The 22653-nt window shown below is 59.1% G+C and carries 20 protein-coding genes; 10 read left to right on the top strand and 10 right to left on the bottom strand.

The features are described 5' to 3' along the window. The first annotated feature begins 124 nt into the window (after window positions 1-124). From G518_RS34405 to G518_RS0108475, 3 genes are read left to right on the top strand one after another with little or no spacing between them, the layout of a single operon-like run. Window positions 125-1153, top strand: coding sequence for a YncE family protein (locus G518_RS34405; protein WP_156909330.1), 1029 nt, complete (start codon window positions 125-127; stop codon window positions 1151-1153). Then, window positions 1116-1931: a polysaccharide deacetylase family protein gene (locus tag G518_RS0108480; protein ID WP_036594055.1), complete on the top strand. Its 816-nt coding sequence runs from the start codon at window positions 1116-1118 to the stop codon at window positions 1929-1931. The genes G518_RS34405 and G518_RS0108480 overlap by 38 nt, the downstream gene beginning before the upstream one ends. Window positions 1932-1949: 18 nt before the next feature. Continuing rightward, window positions 1950-2924: a sterol desaturase family protein gene (locus G518_RS0108475; protein WP_028602164.1), complete on the top strand. Its 975-nt coding sequence runs from the start codon at window positions 1950-1952 to the stop codon at window positions 2922-2924. Between the two features lie 39 nt (window positions 2925-2963). On the opposite strand, the gene smpB is transcribed toward G518_RS0108475, so the two are convergent. Continuing rightward, entirely contained in the window at window positions 2964-3443 is a 480-nt protein-coding gene (gene smpB / locus G518_RS0108470; protein WP_028602163.1) for an SsrA-binding protein SmpB, read from the bottom strand. A 115-nt stretch (window positions 3444-3558) separates the two neighbouring features. Here smpB and G518_RS0108465 point away from each other — a divergent pair, with 115 nt between their 5' ends. Both G518_RS0108465 and G518_RS0108460 read left to right on the top strand, forming a co-directional pair. Next, window positions 3559-4005, top strand: coding sequence for a type II toxin-antitoxin system RatA family toxin (locus G518_RS0108465; protein ID WP_028602162.1), 447 nt, complete (start codon window positions 3559-3561; stop codon window positions 4003-4005). Continuing rightward, window positions 4002-4346, top strand: a complete 345-nt coding sequence (locus tag G518_RS0108460) for an RnfH family protein (RefSeq protein ID WP_028602161.1) — start codon at window positions 4002-4004, stop codon at window positions 4344-4346. Before G518_RS0108465 ends, G518_RS0108460 begins: the two co-directional genes overlap by 4 nt. A 60-nt stretch (window positions 4347-4406) precedes the next feature. Here G518_RS0108460 and G518_RS0108455 read toward each other — a convergent pair whose 3' ends face one another. Further along, window positions 4407-4925, bottom strand: a complete 519-nt coding sequence (locus G518_RS0108455; protein ID WP_028602160.1) for a DUF4124 domain-containing protein — start codon at window positions 4923-4925, stop codon at window positions 4407-4409. A 151-nt stretch (window positions 4926-5076) separates the two neighbouring features. Between G518_RS0108455 and guaB the strand changes: the two genes are divergently transcribed. Then, the gene (gene guaB / locus G518_RS0108450; RefSeq protein WP_028602159.1) at window positions 5077-6546 is read left to right on the top strand and encodes an IMP dehydrogenase; all 1470 of its coding nucleotides are present in this window, start codon (window positions 5077-5079) and stop codon (window positions 6544-6546) included. 12 nt (window positions 6547-6558) lie between these two features. Continuing rightward, on the top strand, window positions 6559-8175 hold the full coding sequence (guaA, locus tag G518_RS0108445) for a glutamine-hydrolyzing GMP synthase (RefSeq protein ID WP_028602158.1): 1617 nt from the start codon (window positions 6559-6561) through the stop codon (window positions 8173-8175). Window positions 8176-8623: 448 nt separating this feature from the next. On the opposite strand, the gene G518_RS0108440 is transcribed toward guaA, so the two are convergent. Next, window positions 8624-10891 carry a DNA/RNA helicase domain-containing protein gene (locus G518_RS0108440; protein WP_245597927.1) on the bottom strand — a complete coding sequence of 756 codons (2268 nt, stop codon included), beginning with the start codon at window positions 10889-10891 and terminating at the stop codon, window positions 8624-8626. 172 nt (window positions 10892-11063) lie between these two features. Then, window positions 11064-11414 carry a nucleotide pyrophosphohydrolase gene (locus G518_RS0108435; protein ID WP_028602156.1) on the bottom strand — a complete coding sequence of 117 codons (351 nt, stop codon included), beginning with the start codon at window positions 11412-11414 and terminating at the stop codon, window positions 11064-11066. Between the two features lie 549 nt (window positions 11415-11963). Between G518_RS0108435 and G518_RS0108425 the strand changes: the two genes are divergently transcribed. Further along, window positions 11964-15521 (top strand): hypothetical protein, encoded by a 3558-nt coding sequence (locus G518_RS0108425; RefSeq protein WP_028602154.1) that lies wholly within the window; start codon window positions 11964-11966, stop codon window positions 15519-15521. Window positions 15522-15655: 134 nt separating this feature from the next. Here the strand turns inward: G518_RS0108425 and G518_RS34400 are convergent, their stop codons facing one another. After that, complete coding sequence (locus G518_RS34400; RefSeq protein ID WP_036594052.1) at window positions 15656-16165, bottom strand: DUF6933 domain-containing protein; 510 nt, start codon at window positions 16163-16165, stop codon at window positions 15656-15658. 373 nt (window positions 16166-16538) lie between these two features. Between G518_RS34400 and G518_RS0108415 the strand changes: the two genes are divergently transcribed. After that, window positions 16539-16892, top strand: coding sequence for a VOC family protein (locus G518_RS0108415; RefSeq protein WP_028602153.1), 354 nt, complete (start codon window positions 16539-16541; stop codon window positions 16890-16892). 45 nt (window positions 16893-16937) lie between these two features. Here G518_RS0108415 and G518_RS0108410 read toward each other — a convergent pair whose 3' ends face one another. Continuing rightward, window positions 16938-17921 (bottom strand): Bug family tripartite tricarboxylate transporter substrate binding protein, encoded by a 984-nt coding sequence (locus G518_RS0108410; RefSeq protein ID WP_028602152.1) that lies wholly within the window; start codon window positions 17919-17921, stop codon window positions 16938-16940. 66 nt (window positions 17922-17987) lie between these two features. Beyond that, window positions 17988-19013 carry an LLM class flavin-dependent oxidoreductase gene (locus G518_RS0108405; protein WP_028602151.1) on the bottom strand — a complete coding sequence of 342 codons (1026 nt, stop codon included), beginning with the start codon at window positions 19011-19013 and terminating at the stop codon, window positions 17988-17990. 231 nt (window positions 19014-19244) lie between these two features. On the opposite strand from G518_RS0108405, the gene G518_RS38355 reads away from it, so the two are divergent. Beyond that, window positions 19245-19874 (top strand): TetR/AcrR family transcriptional regulator, encoded by a 630-nt coding sequence (locus G518_RS38355; protein WP_169457917.1) that lies wholly within the window; start codon window positions 19245-19247, stop codon window positions 19872-19874. Between the two features lie 17 nt (window positions 19875-19891). Here G518_RS38355 and G518_RS0108395 read toward each other — a convergent pair whose 3' ends face one another. From G518_RS0108395 to G518_RS0108385, 3 genes are all read right to left on the bottom strand, one after another. Then, window positions 19892-20386: a flavin reductase family protein gene (locus G518_RS0108395; RefSeq protein ID WP_036594125.1), complete on the bottom strand. Its 495-nt coding sequence runs from the start codon at window positions 20384-20386 to the stop codon at window positions 19892-19894. 219 nt (window positions 20387-20605) lie between these two features. Continuing rightward, window positions 20606-21421: a TatD family hydrolase gene (locus tag G518_RS0108390; protein WP_051236249.1), complete on the bottom strand. Its 816-nt coding sequence runs from the start codon at window positions 21419-21421 to the stop codon at window positions 20606-20608. A gap of 195 nt (window positions 21422-21616) precedes the next feature. Further along, window positions 21617-22645: a tripartite tricarboxylate transporter substrate binding protein gene (locus G518_RS0108385; protein WP_051236248.1), complete on the bottom strand. Its 1029-nt coding sequence runs from the start codon at window positions 22643-22645 to the stop codon at window positions 21617-21619. Window positions 22646-22653 lie beyond the last annotated feature (8 nt).

The following is a 22653-nucleotide window of genomic DNA, read 5'->3' as shown; positions in this document are numbered from 1 at the left end:
GACAGCTTCCCGCCTTCTACCCCGCATCTTGATGGTTTGCGCCTTAATGACTTGCGCGCTGGGCTTGCATGCCCAGCAGTCGCGTCCTGCAGCGCCTGCAACTGCACAGAGGCCGGAGTTTGCCATGGGGCCAACAAACACCTCAGGTGCGGCGCGTCAAGCCGAAAGGCCTGCCCAAGCGGGGACTAGCCCAACCTCCACGCCGCCTGGCGCACCAGGTCCGGCGCCTACCAGTCGCAAGGGTGCGCCGGTCTTCGTGCTCAACTCACTGGATGGGAACGTGAGCGTTATCGATCAGGCCACCTGGACTGAAATCAAGCGCATTCCCACAGGCAGGGAGCCCCACCATCTCTACCTCACCCCCGATGAGAAGTCCGTCATTGTGGCCAATGCGGGCGCTGATTCGCTGACGTTCATCGATCCACGCACGGGTGAAGAACAACGTACCCTGCGCGGCATTCTGGATCCGTATCATCTGCGTTTTTCCCCGGACATGAAGTGGTTTGTGACCGCCGCCAACCGGCTGAACCACATAGATATCTACCGCTGGGATGGCACCAACCCCACCCTGGTCAAACGCATTCCCACCAGCAAAACCCCCAGCCATCTCTGGATCGACAGCAAAAGCACCACTATCTGGGCCAGCATGCAAGACAGCGATGAGCTTGTGGCGATCAATTTGGCCACCCAAACACTCACATCCCGGGTGAAGACAGGCCCTATGCCAGCAGACGTGTATGTCACCCCTGACGACAAGACCTTGCTGCTGGGCCTGACCGGAAGTGACGGCGTAGAGGTGTATGACGTGGCGGGCGGAAAACCCCCTGTGCTAGTGCGCAAAATCCTGACGGGCAAGGGCGCTCACGCCTTCCGCTCTGCGGGCGATGGCAAACACGTCTACGTGAGCAACCGCGTGGCCAACACCATCAGCCGCATCAACTACCTGACCTTCACCGTGGACGCCACGTTTCCTGCGCCCTCCGGCCCAGATTGCATGGATATTTCCTCCGACGGCAAGTTCATCATGGTCGCTTCACGGTGGGCTAAAAAGCTGACTGTCATTGACGTGGCGTCGCAAAAAGTGGTGCGTCAGGTGCCGGTAGGAAAATCTCCTCATGGCGTTTGGACACTGGATCATGTGGCGCGCCATTAAGGTCTTCATTGCCGCATTTTCGGCGTGTGCCGGGGTCGCTGCGCAAACGCCCCCAACGCCCGCCTGCAAACCCGTTTACCTGACCTTCGATACCGGCCACATGGAGGTTGCGCCCCTGATCGCTGAGGTGCTGAAGCGCCAAGGCGTCAAGGTCACCTTCTTTGGGGCAAACGAACGCACCAAAGAGGGCGACGGGAGTCTGGGGGAGCATTGGGCGCCGTGGTGGAAGGCCCGGGCGGCAGAAGGCCATGAGTTTGCCTCTCACACCTGGGAGCATGACTATTGGCGGGGTGATGTGGCCGGTAAACCGGTGCGCTTTCAGGTTCGACCTTCTGCAGGCCCGCAAGCCGGCCGCAACATGACCTGGAGTGCAAACCAGTACTGCGAAAGCATTTCCTTGGCCGCCAACCGTTTGTCCAACATCACAGGCAAAAAGGCGCTTCCCATCTTCCGCGCGCCGGGCGGCAAGACTTCACCGGCGTTGCTGCAAGCAGCTCAGCAGTGTGGCTACAAGCACGCAGGGTGGTCGCCAGCAGGTTTTTTGGGTGATGAACTCTCCAGCGAGCAGTATCCCAATGCGGTCTTGCTGAAAAACGCCTTGGGAAATATCCGTGAAGGCGACATTTTGCTGGCTCATCTGGGCATCTGGTCACGCCGTGACCCTTGGGCACCCACCGTATTGGAGCCCTTGATCATGGGTTTGAAGAGCAAAGGGTTTTGCTTTGCCACCTTACGCGAGCACCCAGACTTCAAAGCCTGGATTGCGTCTCATCCTTAAGCCTGGAAAATGCGACTGATGGATTGGTTTAGCAACATCTTCGCCACTGTCCAGCAGTGGCTGTTTGAGGGTTTTGTGCAGCCTGTGGCATTCGCCGTGGGTGCAGGCAATCTGCTGGAAGACGGCTACACAGCGACCGGCTGGCTGGTGGTGGGCCTGCTTCAGATCGTGGTGATGGTCTTGGTCATAGGCCCCGCACAGCGTCTTTGGCCGGTGGAAGCGGTCACAGATCGCCACGCCATTCGGGTTGATGTGATCTACACCTTGCTGCACCGCCTAGGGCTTTTCAAGCTCGCGATGTTCTTTACTTTTGACGAGTGGGCAACTCAGTTCTTTGGGTTTTTACGCGCCAAGGGCTTGCCGACGCTGCAAATCGATCAACTCTGGCCCGGCGTGACAGATATCGCCTGGGTGAGCTTTCTGCTTTATCTGGTGGTGTTTGATGCCCTGGGCTACTGGGTACACCGCTTTCAACACCAGTTTCACTGGTGGTGGCAACTGCACTCAGTACACCATAGCCAGCGCCAGATGACCATGTGGACGGACAATCGGAATCACCTGCTGGATTCGGTGATCGTAGACATGGTTTTCGTGACCGTCGCCCTGCTCGTCGGCGTGGGGCCTTCGCAGTTTGTGGCCCTGGTGGCGCTTTCTCAGCTATTTGAGAGTTTGCAACACGCCAATTTGCGCTGGCGCTGGCCCAATTGGGTGGAGCGAATCGCGGTGAGCCCACGCTTTCATCGCCGCCATCACGAGGTAACTTTGGGCCATGAACCAGGAATTACCACCAGCCACCCCTATGGAGCCAACTTTGGCATCCTGTTTTCTTGCTGGGACATGCTCTTTAAGAGCGCTGAATGGAAGGGTGGCCTCCAGCCCACGGGGATACAGGACCAGGTCGAAAGTGGTCGAGACTACGGGCGGGGTTTCTGGGCCCAGCAGTGGCTAGGCCTGGTGAGGCTGTTTCAGCGTGGCCGAAACGCCTCAGGCTAAGCTTCCGGTCTAACCCGACACGGAGCCTGCGTTGAAGATTTACCGGTTAACGCTCTTCATGGCGCGTTCCACCTCTCGTTTGCCCTCGCGGTCTTTGATGGTGTCGCGCTTATCGTGCTCCGCCTTACCCTTGGCCAAGGCAATTTCGCATTTCACCTTGCCATTCGACCAGTGCAAATTGAGCGGTACAAGGGTGTAACCTTTCTGCTCCACTTTCCCGATCAAGCGGCGGATTTCCTCCTTCTTGAGAAGCAGCTTTTTTGTGCGAACAGCATCCGGGCGGACATGAGTGGAAGCCGTGCCCAGAGGGTTAATCTGGCAGCCAACCACGAACAACTCTCCATTGCGGATCACAACGTAGCCGTCAGGAAGTTGCACTTTACCCGCGCGCAGGGATTTGACCTCCCAGCCTTCGAGCACCATCCCGGCCTCGAAGCGCTCTTCAAAAAAGTAATTGAAAGCGGCCTTTTTGTTCTGGGCGATGACAGGTGATTTGGATGCAGGAGATTTAGTGGCCATGGGAAAGAATATGGGGGCGATGCCCGCCTGCCGCAAGTGATTTGGTGTGAAGCAGCTGCTTTCACACCAATCTCGCAGCGGAGCCTCTTAAAATCGAAGGCGAAACGTGCATTCTATGAAAACTGTCAGCAAATCAGTCCTGATCTGGTACAGCCCGGAAGAAATGTTCGCCCTCGTGACCGATGTGGCGCGCTATCCCGAGTTCCTGCCCTGGTGCAACTACGCCCGTGTTCTCTCGCAAGACGAGGCGGGCATGCAGGCAGAGGTTGGCCTATCCTTCAAGGGCATACAGCAGAGCTTTACCACCCGCAACGAGCATATCCCGGGGCGCGAAGTGCGCCTGCATTTGATAAAAGGGCCTTTCTCCAAGCTCGAAGGCGTGTGGAAGTTCACCCCCGTGGGAGATGGCAGCCAGCGTGCCTGCAAGATCGATTTGTCTATGGACTATGGCTTTTCGAGCACCTTGCTGGCCAAATTGGTCGGCCCCGTGTTCGACAAAATCGCCGCCAGCATGGTCGATGCCTTTGTTGAACGCGCTGATCAGGTGTACGGCAAAGCGTGAACGCCAAGGTCCTCTCAGTCACCGTAATCTACGCGCCAGCACCGCGGCAGCTATGGGAAACCGTGCTGACATTGCCGTTGGGGAGCACGGTGCAAGACGCCATAGATGCCAGTGGCTGGCGTGCGCGCTTTCCTGAAGCGGTGCTGGAGCCTTCAGGCGCGGGAGTATGGGGCCGCAAGGCGCCGCTTGATCAGCCTTTGCAGGATGACGACAGAGTGGAAATTTGGCGTGGGTTGACCGTAGACCCCAAGGTAGCCCGGCGCGAACGCTTCAGCAAGCAAGGTGCCCGCGGCGCTGGCCTGTTCGCACAACGCAGAGCGGGCGCTAAATCTGGGTACTAATCCTGGGGGGCATCCGGGGTTGATCTGGGCACTGACCGGAGAGTAACCCGGCAATCACGCCTATTTGCAGTCTGCTTGAATGACAGCTTGCGTGCGCTGCTGCTCTGCGGCGCGTGCGGCGTCATCCAGAAACTCCCGCTCACCCTTGTCATTGGTGCGTGCGATGCGTATACCGGAATCCAGACCTGCTTTGGCGGCCAGGGCCCGCTTGCAGTTTTCGGCTCGCTGAGCTGTGACTTTCTGCTCTTCTTCTTTTTTCTTCGCAGCTTCTGCGGCTTCAGCCTGCTTTTTCTTTTCTTCCAGTGCTTTATCAGTGCCGCTGGGGGCAGGGCTGGCCGCAGGGGCGGTAGCCGGCGCAGATGGGGCTGTGCTGCTGGCGGCGGACTCTGGAGCAGCCCGCGGAGCGGTTCTGCTGGCGCCTCGGGGCTCTTTCAGGATGCTTTTTTGAGGAACATCCGCAGGTGGAGCGCGGTCGCTGTAGATCTTGCGGCCATCCTTATCAACCCATTGGTATTGGGCGGAAGCGGTGCTGGCCGCTATCAGAAGCATGCAAACGGTAAAGATTCTGGCGAAATTCATTGATACGGGTACTGAGAACGTGTTCATCATCTTTCAGGGGCCGGAAAGATGGTGAACCCACTCTAAAGCTGCAATCTTTGCGAAACAGAAAGCGTATCTTATGACAGGGTCATACGGCACACGGATACAATTCTTTTTTTGGAGCTTTCACATGCGCCTTCTCGGTAACGCGCTTACCTTCGACGACGTCTTGCTCGTCCCCGCGTTCTCCCAAGTCCTCCCAAAGGACGTCAGTCTTTCATCCCAGTTCACACGTGACATCCGCCTGAACCTACCTTTGGTTTCGGCGGCCATGGACACCGTCACTGAAGCACGCTTGGCAATTGCCATCGCGCAAGAGGGTGGAATCGGCATTGTTCACAAGAACCTCACGGCCCAAGAACAGGCTGCGCAGGTTGCAAAAGTGAAACGTTACGAGAGTGGAGTGCTGCGCGACCCAGTCGTCATCACCCCCGAGCACACCGTGCTCCAGGTAATGCAGCTGTCTGACGAACTGGGCATCAGCGGCTTCCCGGTCATCGACCAGGGCCGAGTGGTGGGCATCGTCACGGGGCGCGATCTGCGCTTTGAGACACGCTACGACGTACCCGTTCGCGACATCATGACCCCGCGTGAGCGTCTCATCACGGTGCAAGAGGGCACCAGCCATGAGGAAGCCAAGGGTGTGCTTAACAAGCACAAACTTGAACGCTTGCTGATCATTGACAACCAGGACCGCTTAAAAGGCCTGATCACTGTCAAAGACATCACTAAACAAACCACTTTCCCCAATGCCGCGCGTGATGCCAACGGCAGATTGCGGGTGGGCGCTGCCGTCGGAGTGGGGCAGGGCACAGAAGAACGAGTGGAAGCCCTGGTTAAGGCCGGCGTAGACGCTTTGGTCGTCGACACGGCCCACGGCCACAGCCATGGCGTGATCGAGCGTGTGCGCTGGGTCAAACAGAATTACCCCGGCGTGCAGGTCATTGGCGGCAACATCGCCACCGGCGCTGCAGCGCGTGCGCTGGTCGAGGCGGGCGCAGACGGTGTCAAGGTCGGTATCGGCCCTGGCAGTATCTGTACCACCCGTATCGTGGCCGGCGTGGGCGTGCCGCAAATCACCGCTATCGACAACGTGGCGACTGCTTTGCAAGGCACTGGCGTTCCCTTGATCGCTGACGGTGGCATACGCTACTCCGGTGACATTGCCAAGGCGATTGCAGCCGGTGCGGGCACCGTGATGATGGGCGGCATGTTCGCAGGAACTGAAGAAGCGCCTGGCGAAATCGTGCTGTTCCAAGGCCGCAGCTACAAGAGCTACCGCGGCATGGGCAGTATTGGCGCCATGCAGCAGGGCAGTGCAGACCGCTACTTCCAGGAAAGCAGCACCGGCAACCCCAATGCTGACAAGCTGGTTCCTGAGGGCATTGAAGGCCGCGTGCCCTACAAAGGCAGTGTGGTTTCCATTCTGTTCCAGATGGCTGGCGGCTTGCGCGCCAGCATGGGCTACTGTGGTTGCGCCACCATAGACGACATGCGCGACCAGGCTGAATTCGTCCAGATCACGGCAGCGGGCATTCGCGAATCTCACGTCCATGACGTGCAGATCACGAAAGAGGCACCGAACTACCGGGCGGATTGAAGCAGCGGCACCATGCAACATCAAAAAATACTGATCCTCGATTTCGGCTCACAGGTCACCCAGCTCATCGCCCGCCGCGTGCGGGAAGCCAACGTGTACTGCGAAGTGCACCCTTGCGACGTCAATGATGACTGGGTGCGCGCCTACGCCGCGGATGGAAGCCTGAAAGGCGTCATCCTCTCCGGCAGCCACGCCAGCGTGTACGAAGTAGACGATAAAGCGCCTGAGTCCGTATTTGGCTTGGGAATCCCCGTTCTGGGCATTTGCTACGGCATGCAAACCATGGCGCAGCAGTTGGGCGGCAAGGTTGAAGGCGGGAGCACACGCGAATTCGGCTATGCCGAAGTGCGTGCCCGTGGCCACACTGAGTTGCTGAAAGGCATTGAGGATTTCCATACGCCTGAAGGCCATGGCATGCTCAAGGTCTGGATGAGCCACGGTGACAAAGTCACTGAGCTACCCGCGGGCTTCAAGCTCATGGCCAGTACAGATTCATGCCCCATTGCTGGCATGGCGGATGAAGAGCGCCGCTTCTATGGCGTTCAGTTTCACCCGGAAGTCACGCACACCCTACAAGGCAAGGCGTTGCTGGATCGGTTTGTACTGGACATCTGCGGTACACGCCCAGATTGGGTCATGCGCGACCACATCGCTGAGGCAGTGGAATCCATCCGTCAGCAAGTGGGCAATGAAGAAGTCATCCTCGGCCTGTCCGGCGGGGTTGATTCTTCGGTAGCCGCAGCGCTCATTCACCGCGCCATTGGTGATCAGCTCACCTGCGTGTTCGTTGATCATGGTCTGCTTCGCTTGAACGAAGGCGATATGGTCATGGAAATGTTCGCTGGCAAGCTGCACGCCAAGGTCATCCGTGTAGATGCGAGCGATCTGTTCCTGGGCGAGTTGGCCGGGGTCACTGATCCAGAGAAAAAGCGGAAAGTCATCGGCCGCCTGTTTGTGGACGTGTTCAAGGCGGAAGCTGAAAAGCTCAAAGCCAACGGCCAAGGCAACAAGGGCGCCACCTTCCTGGCCCAAGGCACCATCTATCCAGACGTCATTGAGTCTGGTGGCGCCAAGAGCAAGAAGGCTGTCACCATCAAGAGCCACCACAACGTGGGCGGTTTGCCAGAGCAACTGGGCTTGAAACTGCTGGAGCCTTTGCGCGATCTATTCAAAGACGAAGTCCGCGAACTGGGCGTGGCCCTCGGCCTGCCGCATGACATGGTCTACCGTCATCCATTCCCCGGCCCGGGTCTTGGCGTGCGTATTCTTGGTGAAGTCAAGAAAGAGTATGCCGATCTGCTTCGCCGGGCGGATGCCATCTTCATTGAAGAACTGCGCTCACACGTTGACAAGGGCACCGGTAAAAGCTGGTATGACTTAACCAGTCAGGCCTTCACGGTTTTCCTGCCAGTGAAGAGCGTGGGCGTGATGGGCGATGGCCGTACTTACGACTATGTCGTCGCTCTGCGTGCAGTGCAAACCAGCGACTTCATGACGGCAGACTGGGCGGAACTCCCATACAGCCTGCTCAAGAAAGTCAGCAGCCGCATCATCAATGAAGTGCGCGGCATCAACCGCGTGACCTACGATGTCAGCAGCAAGCCGCCAGCGACGATTGAGTGGGAGTGAGTTCGAGCTCTTCGGGGCTCCGGGTGACAAGTTATCTGACTTAGCTTCAAAGAAGTGACGTCAGAGCTGGGTTCGGTTTTTCTCCCCGCATGCGGGAGAGACTGAAGCTGCTCAATGTTCAGCCGGCTTGCGCCTCGGAACGATACGGGTGGTTTTGCCCCCTCTCCCACGGGTGGGAGAGGGCTGGGGGTGAGGGGCGAGCTTGCTCGCTGCAACCTGTCTCCAACCCAATCAGATGAAAATCCATATAACTCTCGCCAAACTGAGAAATCAGTTGTCTTGACGCCCGAAAAATCCGGAACCGGAGTGAGCAAGCGGTTCCAGAGCCCCTCTCTGGGGTGATGTGAGTTGACGGCGCGCTGGAGGCGAGAAGAGTGCAGACGAATTCTCAGGCCGCCCACCACTTGAGGGCCAGAAACGGTCTGCCGAAAGCCCAAAAAAGTGGCCGTTATGATTCGTTTTCAAGAACTGTCAACATCTCCGCCACGATCATGAATTCATCGTCTACGTCCCCACGTGTGATCACGATCGGCTCATAACCCGGCTGCAATGAGTCCGGACGTAAGACTACTCGCTCGTGTTGCCAGGTACCATCAGGGTCGACCGTCTTCTCGCTGGAGTAGACCTTAACTGTGTATTTCCCGCCGGTTTCGGAGTCGTCAATACTGCGATGTTGGGCAACCACGACTTTGCCTTGACGCGTACCGCTGGGATTCGCGCGGAACAAGCACCACGATCCATTCGGAATACGGCGGCTCATCGACTCACCAATTACTTGCGCGACGAAGAGGCCCGGTTGCGGAGAAATCCAGGCTGGCGCTTCTACCCATTCAACAGCAGTGCTGTCGAGTGCTTGAGATTCCGAAAATACGCCGGCCGCCATCTTGATGTCGATAAGTGGGAGCGCTGCTCTGTTGTTTTGACGTTCAGGTTCCATGACTCGTCTTAGAGGTATGACGTTGGTACTGGCGTCATGCTTCGCCAATACTGGTGCCAGATTCTTAGTGGAACGGACCCTGCTGCGCAGATACTCAGCTAGCGCCTTATCCGTGCAATATACGTAGCAGCCTTTCATCCCTCGGGTCATCAAGGTGCGGTAGGTGTTCTTGACGATGAGGTCTGCCAGTTCCCGGGCACGCTTGGGGTCTTCTCGGATCATCTTCTTGAGCCCCCGCACGGACTGGTCGGAGGACGCCCGCTGGGTAGCATCTGTGACGATCTGACCACCATGGTAGACCAAGTCGTCGCCGATGATCACGCCAACATAGTCCAGCTCAAGACCCTGGCAGGTATGAATGCAGCCTACCTCCTGGATAGATCCTGGCTTGATGATCCAAAGGCTGCCGTCTGTGTTGAGATTCCAGCGTTTCTGATACCCAAGTGCGGGGAGTTGAATGTCCCATGCCTCGGGGTCTTTACTGCTGGGCCAGGGCCAGCAATAGCCAGCGACGACTCGAGATCTGTTGTTCGCTTGGTTCTTTGCTGCGATGAGGTCGTGCATCTCGGTCGGATCATCGAACACACGAAAATCGTACTCAGTAGGATCAAGCAATTGATTGGCCGTGGGCCGAATTGCCAAAGTGTCGTCCAGCCAAGCGAGGTAGCCGTCGGAGCCGTTGCACCGGAATTGTGATGTCAACTCCAGCTCAGTGATTTCGGCGCCTAAGGCTCTGGCATGTCGTCTTAGTTCTTCAGTGTGGCCAATATCGAAGATCGTGACTCGTTGATCATCGTCGGTGAAGAAGACTGAGCATCTTGCTGATCGGATGATCTCTAGAACCTGGTTCTGCCCCAGATTGCGGTAAAGGCCGCTTTTCTCGTTGAGTCGGTGTGCTTCGTCTACCAATAAGACATCGTGAGTGTTAGCTTCGTCTTCGGTGAAAGAGCCAGAACCACTGAAAAGGTTTCCGAGTCGAGTTTTGGTAAAGGTGCCGGTTAGCTTGGCTTGGAAGACGTCTCGGGGAGCGCGGTTCTTTGTGACGTAACGCACGTTGCGTTTTCGATTGATAAGCGCTGCCAGCAGGTTGATGGCAAGGACCGACTTTCCTGTACCCGGGCCGCCTTGAATGATCAATACCTGCTTTTTTTCTTGCGACTGTTTCTCGATCTGCAGAATGGATTCGTAAACTACTTTCTGCTGATCGATGAGCACGAACTCGCTCTTGCCCTGCATCAGGCTGGCCACATAATCCATCAGGCTTTTCGATGGCTGGATTTGGCCGTGCTCGATGGCATAGAGCGACTTCAAGCGATCGCCACGGCGCACGTGCTTGGCTATGAAGCGGCTGAGCTTGTCCTTATCGCTTTTCAGGAACAAAGGGGCTCGCTGAATATGCGGCTCGTAGAGCGGGTGGTCGATTTGACCGTCGCGAGGATGGTTGTGTAGGTAGGCACAGGGCTGAAGATGAATGCCTTTGTCCTGCACGGCAGCGTTGAGGTCTTCAAGCCGTGCCGCATACGACCAAGCCTGATAACAAGGGTGGGCGCCTTCGGTCTCTGCACTGCGACCACCGCGTCTTGCCCAGACGACCCCGTCTTTTGTGCTGTAACGAGAGGTGGACCACTGCTTTAGCTCAACAATCACCGCTTTGGGGGATCCTTCTTCGTCTTCGCCCGTGATCATGAAGTCGATGCGTTGCGAGCTGCGAGGTAGCTGATACTCAATAGCGATGCCTGCATCTTCTGGGATCTCCTCATCCTGCAGTACCTTGGCCATCTCAAACAGCGAGCTTCGCCACGAACGCACTTCGCTCTCACTACCGCCAGTGACGCCCGCGTGACGGACATGGCGAAGCATGATCTCCTCAATGTCTTCACGGAGTGTGTGGTGAAGAAACTCTTTCTTGCTGGCTTGGTAGATGATCACCGCTGTACCCGTTCCTGCTCAATCAAAGCTGATCGTATTTCTTGCTACTGCCCTTCACGAGGTTGACTGGGTATTTTTGCGAGTTGACTTTGATCTTTGCCTGCGCGGCTTTCACCAGGTCTATTCCGAGCACATTGCTTAGCTGAACGAGGTAAAGGAGCACATCCGCCATCTCGCTGCCTACAGCCTCAAGCTTTTCTTGTTGGAGCTGTCGGCTTTGGTCCTCAGTCATCCATTGGAAGTGCTCAAGCAATTCGCCCGCTTCCACAATCAGGGCCGATGCCAAATTCTTGGGCGAATGGAACTGTTCCCACTCACGCTCCTGCGCAAACGCAAGTTGTTGTTGGCTAAGGGATTGGAGAGTATCAGTCATGGAGGGGTTCTCTGCGGAAAGAGGCAGGTAGAAGCTCGGCCGACCTTGCCTCTGGCGTCGAGCATAGTTGCTTTTAGCTATTTGATATCTATCCCTATTTCAGATATTCATCGCTAAGTTGCTTGTCGGGCATCGGGTTGTGCCTCCTCCGCACTAGGCGCTAGTTATCACCTAGGCATTTCAAGATGACCTCCAGGTCCGCGCCGTGTGTGGAAAAAGGGCCACCTGCGTGGTTTGCTCTATGGTGGGGTGAGGTCGATTTCCTCCGACTTGAAGAAGAGCAAGGAAAGGCATATGTCTTTTTTTTTCGATAAATGGGATATTTGCATACGTTTTAATGTCCTGTCTCTAGTTTTTCGTAACAACCCAGCCGACGGCTTGAGCGCGGTTTCTATCGCGACCTTCGTGCCCGAAGACCGGGCGCTGTCACCTATGGAGATCCGCCTGGCTCGATACTGTATAAATCAACGGAACGTGATGCGCTCACACGAAGCCAGCCCCGTGGCTCGCAAGAAGTTGCACGCGACCACAACCCAGGGAGGGTGACAGATGTCAGACGAGTTCGCGGAGATTGAGCGCAAGTTGAAGAAATTGCTGGTGGTACCCGGCTGGTCCTTGATGCGCGGCGACGAGTTTCTGCCGCGATGGCAGGCGCTGTGCGGCGAGGCGGGCGTGGAGGTGCGAGAGGACCTGGCCGAAGACCTGTCGGACGACGCGCTCGTGCTGGTGATGCCCACTGACGTGCAGCTGGACCGCGAGCAGATGACGGCGTTGGCTGAATCAGGTGTTGACGTGTTGTGGGTGCAGGGCAGTCTGCACGCGCAGGAACTTCCGGGCTGGCGGGCGGTATGTGTGAGTGGAGACCTGCTCATGCCCGAGCTTCACGTGTCCCCACACACGGTATTGCAGGTGCTGGGCACCATTGAATGCCAACACCTGTTGGTGTATATGGCGGAGGACGATGAAGTGACGCGGGAGCCTGTGCTGGGCCATGTCAAAACCCCTTTGGCCATCTTCTGGTTCGTGCGTTGTGACGAACCACTGGTGTTGTCGTCAGACACGGTGATCATGTTGATGGCGCAATGGGACGCATGCGAAGAGCTGGTCCACGCCATGCCCAACCCGATGCTGCTCTGGCACGAGTGCATCTACGCGCTGCGCGACGAGCTGTATGGCGTGCCGGAGGCTGATTCGTACGACGAACCCATGTGGCGCACTGATCGCTTGACGCAGTACAAGAACGAGGGCAAAAGCATTTGGCGCGATGGCTTTGACCCTGCGGCCCTGGCACCCTGGCGGCAGGGCGTGGCATTGCAGGAGGCGGCTGAACCCGAGCAGGCATGGATGGCGCACCGCCAGGCCGTTGCCTTGGCACCGGGCTTTTCGCCAGCGCTGGCAGCCATGGGGCGCATCCTGTTTGAACAGGGTGCTGTGCAACAAGCTTTGCCCTACCTGCAGCGCGCGCATGCAACCTTCCCCAAGCAGCAGACCGCGTTCAAGGACGCGTCGGCCTACTACCTGAGCCTGAGCTTGCTGTACCAAGGGCAGGCTGACGAGGCGCGAGAAGTGGCGCAGGTCGAGCTGAACCGGCTGAACGAGGACATGGACACTGAGCGAGCTGAGATGCAGCGCGTGCTGCTCGAAATCGCCTTGGTGCAAGGGCGCTTGGCCGAGGCTGAGCAGAGGTTGCAGACCTTGCAGGGCACCAATTGGGCGGAAAAAGGCTCGGTGCACTGGCTGCGCGGCTTGTGGAATTGGCGCTTGTCCCAGCGGCCGGGCGAGGCGGCGCAAGCGCACCTTGCTCAGGCTGAGGAAGCGCATCGCACCGCGATGGGCAAAAACGAAGTGTTTGACCTCGCATACGCGGCGCACGCCCACCTGCGAGCTGTGAACCCCGCCGAGCACCAGTCGGATTGGCCCGAGCGCGAAGCCAAGGCCTTGGACGAGGCGCAGACCGTGGCGCTGCAGGCCAAGCTGGTGGCTGCGGACCCGAAAAACATCGGTCGGGTTGTCCAGGCGCAGCGCACGCCAGCCTTGCTGCATGCCCTGGTGGCCCAGTGCGCAGGCAGCGCCAGCACCTGGCTGTCTGCATTTGATGAAGCGCTGGTGCAGGCGCAGGTGAATGCCGATGTGGCTGTGCAACTGGTGCGGGCCAACGCCGATGTGCTGGGCCATTTGCCGGCGGAGCTGGTCACGCACGCGCTGTGCATGCAGGCCCAGCCCTGGCCTTACGCCGCACCGGACTGGCGCAGGCAGCACTTCGATGCCGAGGCCGTGCCCGAAGCTGTGTGGGACGAGGCGTTGGCCTTGCTGGCGCTGGCCTGCGGTGCTCAGACTGAGCATTTGCCTGAAGCCGCCATTACTCCCACCGTTGCCCAGGCCATGGTGCGCCAGAACGCCTACGACATCCGTCGGTTGCCACATGCACTGCAGACCGATGCGCTGTGGGCTCAGGCCGTGGCTTGGTACGAAGGGACCTATTTTTTCCTGAATGAGCTGCCCTGGCGACTGTCGCACTCTCCCGAATTCGTGCGCGCCGTGGTAGGCGTGCGCATCCAAGCCATTGAGGCCATTCCTGGTCAGCGGGTGGACCAAACCTTGTACGCCCATGCGCAGGCGCTTTACGGCCAACACCCGGATTGGCCCGCCTTGGTTGAGCGCCACCAACTGCCCTGGCTGCAGGCAAATGACAAAGACATTGGTGAGTGCTGGTGGCGGGTGTTCTGGACCGAGGTCGATGTGCTGGAATGCATTGAGTCTACCGAGTCAAGCTACAGCTTGAACCCCTATGAGATTCCAGCCGATGTGTACACGCAAGCCATTGCCGATGCCTGCTATAACACCCACGGCACCACTTGGATTGAGTCCGTGCCAGCGCAGTTCGTGCCAGACGCCCGTTACCAGGAGTGGCTGAGTGAGGGCTACAGCATCGATCTGATCGTGCTACCCCTGGCGCGCCGCACGGCGGCCCTGTGCGCGCTGGCCATCGAAAAAGGCCAGTCGCCGCAAGCTGTCCCGGCCGACGCACTGCTGCCCACGGCACAGCGGCTTTTGGGGAACGCAGGCTGGGCGCTTGGCAACAAGCTGGCCAAGAAGGAGGAAAAGCTGTTGGCGCGGGCCAGTGCACCAGCGGCGCAAGACCCAGATGCGGACGAGATTGACGGGCTGGACGAGGCGATGGGCCACGCCGACTGGGTGCTGCTGCGTGCGCAGGCCTGGTTGACGCAAACGGCGCCCCTGGTGGATGAGGCTCAGGCTGATGCGCAGTGGCTGCTGCAAGCCACGGCAGCGTTGGGCGATGAGCCATCCAGCGAAGCGCCAGAGGCGGAGTGGGTGGCGCGCCTGTGGGACTTGCGCCGCCGTGCGTGGTTCTGGCTTGGCTTCGCGCTGTGGCTGAAGGGCGAACGCGAACAGGCACAGCAACTGCGTGTGCTCAGCGGCATGCACACGCTGCCAAACTACGCCGACTTCGACCCAGCCAGCCTGCAGGCCAGTGCCGACCTGGATCACGAGGCCTTCGGTGGCCTGATGGCTGAGACCGAACGCGCCAAGGACCCGGCGCAAGCCTGGCAGGCAGCACTGCAGGCGCAGGCCCTGCTTGAAGCGGCTGGTAGCCCAGACCCCTTCAAGTGGGCCCATGTGCTGGACAAGAAGCGCTGGGCCAGCCTGGAGCTGGGCGACTTGGAAGGCAATCGCCAAGCCTGCGCAGACATGGTGCAGCGCCTGGCTGGCTTGCAGCTGTGGCCTTTTGTTTCAAGCGACCAAGACGTGGGTCACATGCTGGGCGCGGCTCACCATCGGCTTGGCGCTCGTGTGCTGGATGATGCCGACGCGCGGCAGCCCGATGAAGCCAGCTTGCATGAGGCCTTGCTGCAGCATGAGCGTGCGCGGGCGCTGTTCAGCTCTGACGAAGCAGCCGGCGAAGGCATGACTGGCTACTGGGATAGCCGACTGCGCATCCTGCAGCGCTTGGTGCAGGCCGACGCAGCGCATGCCACGCACTGGCAGGCGCGCCTCGGGCGAGAGCTGGCCCGGGTGCGCGATCTGGATAGCGAGGATTGGTACTGGTCAGACGAGGGCGCGGTCTTGCTGGCGGGTGAGTCATGAGTCGGCATCCACGTGCTTACCTTGCTGTCATGCAGGTTCAGGGTGTCGAGAACGACCTCGACTTGCGGGTCAACGCAGACCCTGTCGGCAGGGCGCGGCAGGATTCACATTTGCCCGCGCAATTCGCTCATATGCTATCTGGCGAAGTTCTTGCTGCTGATGAGAAGTTGCAATTCGCGGTCAGGTGATCCAGCACTTTGGTACAAGGGGCTGAACGGTGTTTCAGATAGGCTGATCGACAAAGTAAGCAGATCATTCGACTCAAGGAATGCGCGGTCGCCTTCCGCCAGATAAGGGAACTGGTTCATGATGCCGACAACACTACGGTTTGATGTCTTGGCGCACTGGACTTCATTCATCTGCGCAAGCTCATGGTCGATGAACTGCTGGGGGACACCATGAGCCTCGAGTACATCTGCCAGATACGCAGGAAAGCGCGTTGCCAAGTTTTTCGCTGGAACCAATGGCATGAACACGGGCAGTAGCGTTTTCTCATTGACCAGCAAGGCTACTTGCGGTTTCCAAAACACGACTGTGGCGTACCAGTTGCCAAGCAAGGTGGTGCCTAACGCGCCACTGGCTGCGATAGCTTCTGGCTTGACGCGTTCGAGCAGCTTTTTCGTGCAATGGATCGTGTAGCTCATAGATTTCCTATAGGACTTAAGTTGCCTTGTAAGTGCATCAGTCAGACCCGCCAGAGTGGGCGCTCGAATTTTCGCAAACGGTAACTCAGGTTGAGTACAAACGACCTGCGCATGAGGCAATTCTGCTGCGGCTAATTGGAAAATGGCTTCGCTCAAAGGTGTTAGTGCGCCGCGGTCGCTTCGCGCCCTTCGAGAGCGACAGAACGCACCATAGCTTCGAGTGTGAAGTGCATAAAATATAAGGCGTTATCAGCTTACTTGCCTAATTTGGCGATTTTCTTGCTCGACCGCGGCGATCGTCACCTGGACCGGGTATGCCCTATGGCTCAGACAGAAGGGATGGCGGCTATTCAAACAGCATCAGGAGTAAGGCATGGCAATAAAAGGCCGGGATCGGCAAATCGACAACATTGAGTTCAACGTCGCTGACATCGCGCGCAGCAAGGCTTTCTATGGCGCCGTATTTGACTGGAAGTTCACCGACTACGGGCCGACATACACCGAGTTCAGTGACGGCCGGTTGACCGGCGGCTTTACCACGGGTGAACCCATACGCCCAGGAGGGCCGCTGGTCATTGTGTATGGGGATGCCCTGGCCGAGACGCAGCGGCGCATCGAAGTATCGGGCGGCACGATCACTAAACCCGTATTCGCCTTCCCTGGTGGGCGCCGTTTCCACTTTCTGGACCCAGACGGCTACGAATTGGCAGTCTGGTCGGATCAGTAGCAGAGAGAGCGGCTGACGCGCATTGCGCCGGACCGCCGACCTGCCTCAATCGGCCGGCTTGATCCCGACCTCGGGCAACAGCTTTTTCCACTGCACAAGATCGTCATTCAAACGGCGCTGGAACGCCTCAGGCGAACTGGCGACTGGCTCCAGCCCTTGGTCTCGTAGAATCTTTACGACGTCCGGCTGTGTCAGGATCTCGCGGATGTCGGCTGCAACTTTCTGGATGATGGGCGCAGGCGTTCCGGCTGGTGCAAGCACGCCAAACCATCCCACAAGATCGGGCATGTTCATGCCTAGCTCGGTCAGCGTTGGCACGTCTGGCAGGACAGGCGAGCGCTTGGTTGAGGCGACGCCCAGCGGGCGTAGACGGCCATCCGTAAGGAAAGGCAAGGCCGTGCCCACGGAGGCAAAAGACGAGTTGAGCTGTCCGCCCAGCAGGTCGGTCGTGGATGGCAGTTCCCCCTTGTACGGCACATGGGTCAGGTCAACGCCCATGGATTGCTTGAGTTTCTCGCCATAGATGTGAAAGGACGACCCGTTGCCGAAAGAGCCATAGCTCAGCGGTGGTTTGGCAGTCTTGGCGGCCGCGGCAAAGTCCTGCAGGGTTTTGTATGGCGAATCGGCACGCACCAGGAACAACACATCCACGGCCACGGTCTGCGTGACCGCGACGAGGTCGCGTTCGGTGTCGTAGGGCACGCGCTTGAACAGCGCCGGCACCTGCACGAGAGAGGTGAAGGTGGACAGCATCGTGTAGCCGTCGGCCGGCGATTTGGCTACGAAGTCGGTACCGATGATGGAGGTGGCGCCAGCCTTGTTTTCTACGATGGTTGGCTGCCCCCACTTCTTGGATAGCCGCTCAGCCAGCAGCCGCGTCACACGGTCGGGGCTGCCGCCGGCGTTGCTGGGGACGACGAATTTCACCGGGCGGGTGGGCCAGGCCTGTTGGGCGGCTAGCGGGCCAGCCAATGTGGCGAAAAGCAGCCCGGAAATGGCGAGCGCGAACACGGAACGATTGATCTGCATGGCGATGTCTCCTTATGGTTGGATAGTGTCAGGTATTGATGAACGTCTGCAGGCTGAGGACTTGAGTCATGAGAGGGCGACTTCTTCGCACAGGGCAGGCATCACTTCTGCGGCGAAGAGCTCGACGGAGGAGGTCGATTCGGCGAGAGTCAGGTCGCCGAAGGCGAAGCGAGCGAGCAGGTAGTTCACTCCTGCCTGCTCTACCTGTTCAGCGAGCACCTGCCGCACGGTGGAAGGGCTGCCGGCCACGGCCAATCCCAGCTTCTGCGCTTCCTGGAAGCTCTCAGGAAACGGTGTGAACTGCGGTGCGCTGCCATGGCGCAGCCACAGGTACATGAAGCTTGCGTACCAGCGGGCATAGGCGCGCTCCGCGATCGCAAGGGCCTTGGCATCCGTGGGCGCCACAACCACATGCCGGCTGGTGCCGATGAGCGGCAACGCACTTGCGGCCTTGCCGGCCCCGGCCCACTGTGCGCGGAAGCGGTCGGTGATCTCGCGCACACGTGCGATGGGGCCGTTCACGACGGCGTTTACGTTATTGGCGACGCACCAGTCGGCCCCATCCGCGTTGCCCACGCCGTACCAAATCGGCGGATGCGGTTGCTGTAATGGGCGTAGCTCGACGGGCACCTGTTTGAAGCGGAAGAACTCACCCTCGTGGTCCAGGACTTCACTGGTGAGCGCCTTCATCAGGACGGCGTAGCTCTCGATGTACATCGCTTGCGCTTTCGCAGGATCGACACCGTAGAACCCCACCTCGATGGGTGAGATGCCGCGTCCCACGCCGACCTGCAGACGGCCTTGGCTCAGATGATCGAGCATGCAGATCTCCTCAGCCACGCGCAAGGGGTGGTACAGCGGCAGTGTGTAGACCAGTGGGCCAAACTTGAGTCGGCGCGTGCGCTGGGCCACTGAAGACAGGAAGACTGAAGGGGAGGGCGCCATGCCCAGCGGAGTGGCATGGTGCTCGGCGACATGGTAGGCGTAGAACCCGAGACGGTCGTAGTGCGTGACCAGCTCCAGTCGGTCGGCGTAATACTGGTGCAGCGGCACGTCGCGCCGGTCCAGGTGGTCGAAGATTCCGATTTTCATTGCGAGTCCTTTCGTCTTTTTGTCTTTTGTCTTTGGAATTTATCGAGGCCGCTGAGGCTCATGTTCGCTATTGGCGCTCTGAGTTCGACAGCCTCCTGCCGCGAACCGGGAGAGCGCGCAACGCAGTCGTTTGAAGACATTCGGTTCGACCAGAATGATGTGACCCGCCATGTTTAGATGCACAATCATGCCCTAGGATTCCGAATATTCGGTATGTTTGTTGATATGCATATGCCGTCCAAAGCCCCGCACCCCAGACCCACGCAGGAGCAGCGCAGCGACGCCACCCGCGAGCGGTTGATTTTGGCGACGATCGACTGCATCGCAGAGAAGGGCTATGCGGGGGCGTCTAGCGCCGAGATCAGTGAGCGCGCAGGCGTCTCCAGCGGCGCACGCGTTCACCACTTCAAAGCCAAGCTGGATCTGGTGATTGCCACGGCTCTGTACACCTACGAAAAGGCCACGGTGGAATCGGTCAGTGCCGCCGCATCGCCGGTGGCGCAGTCCGATCCTTTGCCGGCCTTCATTAACGACAGCTACCAGTTCTATTCCGGCGAGCGCTACCTGGTGCAGCATGAGTTGATCAACGCGGGGCGCACGTCTGCAGACTTGCTGCAAGCCATACGCCCAGCGGCTGACGCGTTTCGCCAAGCGGTGAACACCGCCTGGCTGCGAGCCTTTGAGCAGGCAGGCCACTCGCGTGAGTGGAGCGAACGGGCGATGGAGTTGTCGGTTGTGATGGTGCGCGGCCTTGCTCTGGGTTCGTTCCTTCGCGGACGTGAGCGGGACGCTGCGGTCCTGCGCATGTGGCGCGAGGTTATGGCGCTCTACCCAGACGAACGCAGGAACGGCCAGCACTGACACGGTTGCTCGGATTCTCAAGCGCACCGGGCCTGTGGCCATTGCATGTAACCGCCTGCATGAAACACCAATGGAGGTACATCGCTGTGCATGTAGCGCAGTACTTCGCCGAGCAAAATGACATGGTCGCCGGCCTCCACCGTAGACCATTGTCGGCATTCGAAGACTGCGGCGCAGTCCTTGATCAGCGGTACACCACCCAGGCCAGCCTCCAGCTCGACCCCGTGGAAGCGGTCAGGCACGGACGAGGCGAATTGCGGCGACAGGTGCAATTGGTGTTGTCCCAGTACATGGACAGCAAAGTGCTGCGCCTGCATAAAGGCCGCGAAACCCAGCGCCTCGCGCCGGTAGTTCCAGCTGACCAGCGGAGGGGACATCGACACGCTGCTAAACGAGTTGGCGGTCAAACCGATGCGTTGTCCATTGGGTAACACTGTAGTGACCACGGTGACACCCGTGGCGAATCGTCCAAAGGCATTTCGCAGATCGCGCGCGTCGAAATTTGGTTCCATGGTGCGGTTTTCTGAAACGTCGATGATGTTCAAGTTCCAATGATACCGAATGTTCGGTATGTATGTTTAGGGGCTTACTCTCGTTGCGGAGGCGGTACAACAATTCCACCAGAGGCAGCGAAGCCATGAAGGATTTGTTGTGACAAACCCTGGCGATCGACGGTGATCGATGAGCTGAAGTTGCACCCCCGCAAAAGGAGCCGAACTCGCGAACCATCTTCAATGGCCTGGAAGGCCGAACATTCTTCGGCTGTTGGAGGTGCAGGCTTGAATGATGTTGTCAACATCGCGCCTCAGGAGCTTCGCCACACCTGCCGCGACCCAAGGAAGATTCGCCGGTTCGTTGTGTCCACGACGCTTTTCGGCATTCTTGGGGAACAGATAGGGGGCGTCCGTTTCAAGGTGCAATCGATCCAACGGAATCGCTGGCACGGCATCTCTAAGTGCCTGACCGCGTTGGAGGTCTGTGACCCAACCTGTGATGCCGATGTCGAGCCCCAGGGCGAGGAAGGCTTCTGCTTCCGCTCGATTGCCCGTGAAACAGTGCACCACGCCGCGCGCTCCGTCTGCCACCACGGGGGCAAGCATGTCGTGGAAATCGGCGAAGGCGTCGCGGCAATGAAGAAAAAGCGGTTTGCGAGTTTCTATAGCCATTGACAGCTGCTGCGCGAAGGCCATGCGCTGTGCCTCGGGAGTCGAAAAATTGCGGTTGTAGTCAAGGCCGCACTCTCCGACAGCCACGACTTCCGGACACTTCCAGAGTTCCGCCAACTCGCGGACGGCGTCTGCATCGAACGATTTTGCGCCATGGGGGTGTACGCCCGCAGTTGCGAAGACGGTGCCTGGATGGGCTCTTGCGAGCTCAAGGGCCTGACGACTGGACGCCGCCGATGTACCTGTCGCCAGGATCTGGGCCACGTTGGCTGCCCGTGCACGCATTAACAATTGGTCAGTCAGCGGCGCTAGCTGCGCTGAATGAAAGTTGACGCCGATGTCGACCAGTTGCGCTCGTTCGGGTTTTGATTCGGTGTTCATGCGCCGATGGTACGAGTTGGTTTATCTGCGCTCAGGTACGGGATCCTTCTTTCCTCAACATACGGCGTTAGATGGAAGGCTCAACGAAGCGAGAAGAGCAGGGCGCCCCTCGGCAGGAGTTGGGGCGTGGGCGGAGATCGACCACCTGTACGGTAGGCGCTCCAGCCCGTAGTCGGTGAGTGTCAGCTCCCGCGCTCACTCGGCGCGGATCTTGGCTTTAACGATCAGTGCCGCCCACTTGGCGCGCTCCGTGGCCATGTGATTGCCGAACTGCGCTGGTGTGCTCGAGGCCGCATCCATGCCGGCACCCGCCAATTGCTTGCGAACGTCAGACTGGGCCAAGACCTTGCCCAGCGCGCCATTGAGCTTGTCGACGATGGCCGATGGTGTCGAAGCAGGTGCGACCATGCCGTACCAGTTGGACAGGTCGTAGCCAGGCACACCCGACTCGGCCATCGTGGGCGTATCCGGGAACAGGCCTGAGCGCTTGGCGCTGGTTTGTGCGAGCAGGCGCAGCTTGCCGCCTTCGATCAGCGGCGTGGCTGACGGATCAGAGAAGGTGATCGGCACCACACCGCCGATCACATCGGTGAGCAGTGGGGCGGTCCCCTTGTAGGGCACGTGAGTGAGGTGGAGGCCGGCCAGGATGTTGAGCTGCTCCGCTGCGATCTGCCCGATGGTGCCGACGCCGCCGGAGGCGTAATCGATCTGGGCGTTCGGCGCCTTGGCTGCGGCAAGCAGGCTGGCAACACTGGTGTAGGGTGTGCCCATGCCGGTGACCAGCAGATTGGGCATGGTGACCATTAGGCTCACCGGCGTGAAATCCTTGGCAGGCTCGTAGTTGAGTTTGCGCAGGGAGGGCCAGATCGTGAAGGAGCCAGGTGTCGCGAGATAGACGGTGTAGCCGTCGGATGGCTGCTTAGCCACGTATTCGGTGGCCAGCAGGCCACCCGCACCGGGCCGGTTCTCCACAATCACGTTACCGCCCAGTTCCTTGGCCAGCGGCACGGCAACGGCTCGGGCGAGTACGTCCACACCGCCACCGGGCGGGAAGCCCACGACGATTCGGATGGGCCTGCTGGCTTCGGGCCATCCTTGCGCATGGGCAACGCCGCTTGGCAGAAGACTCCAGGCGGCAGCGACGCAGGCAAAACCCGCAGCCAGCAGCAGCCGGCGACCGGTGCGTGGAATGGACTTCGATGAAAAGGTTGGGACGGTGTTCATGGCAATTT

This window comes from Ottowia thiooxydans DSM 14619 (assembly GCF_000422885.1).
GTDB lineage: Bacteria > Pseudomonadota > Gammaproteobacteria > Burkholderiales > Burkholderiaceae_C > Ottowia > Ottowia thiooxydans.
Note: the sequence above shows the minus strand (reverse complement) of the source record. Positions and strands in the feature narration are given on the sequence as shown.